We start from the raw sequence: 3,586 nt of genomic DNA on the forward strand, positions 1-3,586 counted from the left end.
AATGAGATTCATGTTTATCACCCCAGATTCTCCGGCAGAAACACCGGATGGTTGCACACCCAGGGGTGGAAACTATTGAACGCTGTTTACCCCTGGAATCTGGAAAGTTTTGCACGCTGTTTTACACGCCTGCAGTTGCGGCCTGAGCGTATTCGTTCCTATTTCCGTCACCCCAAGATCGCTTATGCGGCGGATTTGGGATATTAAATTGCCGGGCTAATATGTAAATTTTGATGCCTTACCCTTTATATGTTTATCTGTACCGGATTATATAACATAGCCATAAAATGACTTAAGCATTAATGATGCTTATCAGGCTAAAACCTTTTTAAATATAATTTTTTGAATAGTTGCTAAATATACAGGTGCGCATAATTAATACTAATTCTGAATATATTTCATAAAGGATAAAGTATTTTTTGATGTCAAAGACGTGTTAAGGGTTAGACCCGCCTCCTTGCAGCGCGTTTGATTTGTATTTCATTGGCAAACTGCTATTACGGTACTTGGGTTCACTAACTTTGTGGGGGTGATGTGATGACTAAGACGACCAAGCAGTACCGATTAACACCACTATTCCTTATCGTGGGAGCGCTTTTTCTTCCGGCAGAAGCAGATGTTGGTGTCCCCAAGAAAAACAATGCGTCAACTTCAGAGGCTATAAAAACACAGGATTATGAGAGTTACGAGCGTAGTCTGGACAGAGCCAGACAGCAGAGGGATATGCAGAAAAAGAATATGGAGGCAGCTCAAAAAAGCTGCAATATGGGAGCATTAGCTTATGCTACCGGTAATGATCTATTAAAAGCAATTAAAACTTTCAGTTGTTATCAGGATTTATTTTATGACAATGGTTATGAGAGACAATTATTTGAAGAGTCTAGATTAAATACGGTTGTTGAAGAGTTATTACGGTTGGCTGGCAGATATACGGAGACCTATAAAGAAGATGAGTTGATTGCCATTCTGGGGTATGTTGAGGCAGCTTATAATTACCGGTTTTATAATGATAAGCAATTTGAATATAGTTTTGCGATGAAACAACGAATCAAACAAGGGCTTGAGTTGATGTTGAATAGTCAAGCCAGCCGCATTTCCGACTATAGTAACCATAAAAAACTAAAAATGATTTATGATACAATATATTTCTCAAGAGACTATGTAAATTACTTGCCTATTTTAAAAGCAAAGATGCTGGAAATTGGAAGTAACTTTTTTAAAGATGATGAGTCGCTTGCTGCGATTAAATCTATGTTTAAAACCTGGATACAGGTTACACGGGTTAATCTTGATGATCCGTATATAGGACTCAAGCCAAGGTATGAACTTGACGCAAATAAGATTGTTGTAAATGATAGTTCTTATTTTTCGGCATTTAAATCCTTTTACAATAATAATATTTCATTGCTGGATACCAAGTATGAAGAGGTACTAGAGAGTGCTGCAATCAGTTTGGCAGGCGGGTTAAATTATGAACAATTAAGGCCAAAAATTAGACCGCAAATTAAAGAGATCTTGCGTGGCCTAGATATTAACGGTCGTGGTAGTAATGTATATGTTGCTGTGGTAGGTGCGGTAGATAGCTACGATGTGGATAAAAAATCACAGAGAAATAACTGTGCGGAATATAGCACCTGTGACATAAAAGAACGCTGGGTAGAAAGAAATATGCCCTCAAAGAAGTCTTGTTCTACTTATGTGAGAATAATAGCTCAACCGGAGATACCTGCGGCACGGTTGGATGAAGCTTGCCGATTAGTAATGGCAGAAGAAAAGTTATTTATCTATTCTTTATTTGGAATAACGCCAGATAAGGCCTCTATGGTTGGTGGTACCAAAGAAAGGCCAAAATTTGATAGCGGCTTGGAAATGGTCTTATTTAAGAATAAGAATGAGTATGCGAAAATTGGTAGGGCTGTTTTTAAAATTGAGACTAATAATGGTGGCTATCAATTGGAAGGCAATACCGGCGAAATAGGAAATGTTCAGCGCTTTTGGGCCTACCATAAAGATGGAGTAGATGGAACAGATGAATTGATTGGGCAATATATTTGGAATTTGAAACATGAGTTCATTCATTATTTAGATAATGTATTTAATCAGGCTGACTATGCCGATTTCTTTAGCAATGAGACACGCTTGGTATGGTGGCAAGAAGGCGTCGCTGAGTATTTCTCTAAGCAAAATTCTTATCCGAACGCGATAGAGGTAGCGCGTAAGAAAACCTACACACTTAGTCAAATATTCAATCATACTTATGACATGAGCGATTACTTTGGTCGTGCCTATACCTGGGGATATTTAGGGGTAAGGTTCATGTTTGAGCGGCATAGAGATGATGTGGAGAAAATGCTACTTATTATCCGAAGTGGTAAACCGAAAGAGTATACAAAGTTTATCTTTACTGACATCGGTACGCGTTACGATAGTGAATTCAATCAGTGGTTAAACACAGTAAGCGAAGGAGGGGAATTTGCTGGAGCGAGGTATGCGGGAGGAGTTAACGTAGTAACGCCAAATCGAGGAGTGGGTAAGATAACTTTCGATCCAAACAAAGATTATAAACATAATGACTCTGTGCTGATTTATGGAAACCCATATACCTATTCCTTGCTAGAGAAAGGTCAAGTAAATGTGAAGGATTCCACAACTGGCTGGCGGTGTATTCCTTTAACTTGTAATAAGGCGCGCCCTTATGAGTGGAGCAGCCAACTTGGATACTGGACGCCAGGAGGTGATGGTGCAACTGGTGGTACTACTAAGACAGGTGGCGGCACCACTACCACTACCACTACTACTACTACTGGGGCGGGGGGCACGACGACCACCACAGGTGGCGGCACCACGAAGACGGGTGGAGGAGGCGGCACCACTACTACGGGTGGCGGTGGTACGACAAAGAGTGCGGATCAGTTCGATGCAAATCGGCAATATCGCAATCTTGATCAAACGGTATTCGAAGGAAGGACCTACTCCTATAACGTGATTGTTGATGGTAAGCCAAGTAGTGACTATCCTCCCATATATGGCAGTACATGTGCCCCAGTCGCTTGCACAAGCCAGAATCCGTGGAGAAATAGCGACAACCGCGTCCAGTCGTTCTGGCAGGAAGGCCAAGTAACAACTGGAGGGGGTGCCACTAGCGGTGGTGGTACAACGCGAAGTGCTAACCAGTTCAGCATTTACCAGCAGTATTTTGATCAAGATCAAACGGTCTACGAAGGCAGAACTTATCGCATGACTATCAAGCAAGATGGAAAGCCAGCCGGTACGTCTTACTACTTGTACGGTGGCAATTGTGCACCGGCAAGTTGCCAGGCAGGGCGTCCCTTTGTTTCTTCCGATGGCCGTTCTACTGGCTATTGGCAGTAAAAGCAGCTTTCACCAGGCTCAGTGGTACATGCTTAGCCCGATGTGAGGCTGCATGAAGAAAACGGTGTGGTTGCTACCACACCGTTTTCCATGTGCGCCCAGCATGGGCGCACTCCTGCGGGTGGAAGTCCCGCCGTAAGTTGATCACAGCGAACGAAGTGAAGCGCAACTGCGTGAGGGCGACCGAGCGTGGGAAGGAAGCGTGGATCGTAAA

At 42.6% G+C, this 3,586-nt stretch carries 2 protein-coding genes; both read left to right on the forward strand.

What is annotated here, in order from left to right; all coding sequences use genetic code 11:
- Positions 1 to 207, forward strand: a 207-nt coding sequence (locus CSQ89_RS23400; protein ID WP_233203371.1) for a hypothetical protein, incomplete at its 5' end; no start/stop codon positions are given.
- Between the two features lie 330 nt (positions 208 to 537).
- Positions 538 to 3,372, forward strand: a complete 2,835-nt coding sequence (locus tag CSQ89_RS20495) for a collagenase (RefSeq protein WP_099407851.1) — start codon at positions 538 to 540, stop codon at positions 3,370 to 3,372.
- The last annotated feature ends 214 nt before the right edge of the window (positions 3,373 to 3,586 follow it).

This window comes from Chitinimonas sp. BJB300 (assembly GCF_002735695.1).
Classification (GTDB): domain Bacteria; phylum Pseudomonadota; class Gammaproteobacteria; order Burkholderiales; family Chitinimonadaceae; genus Chitinimonas.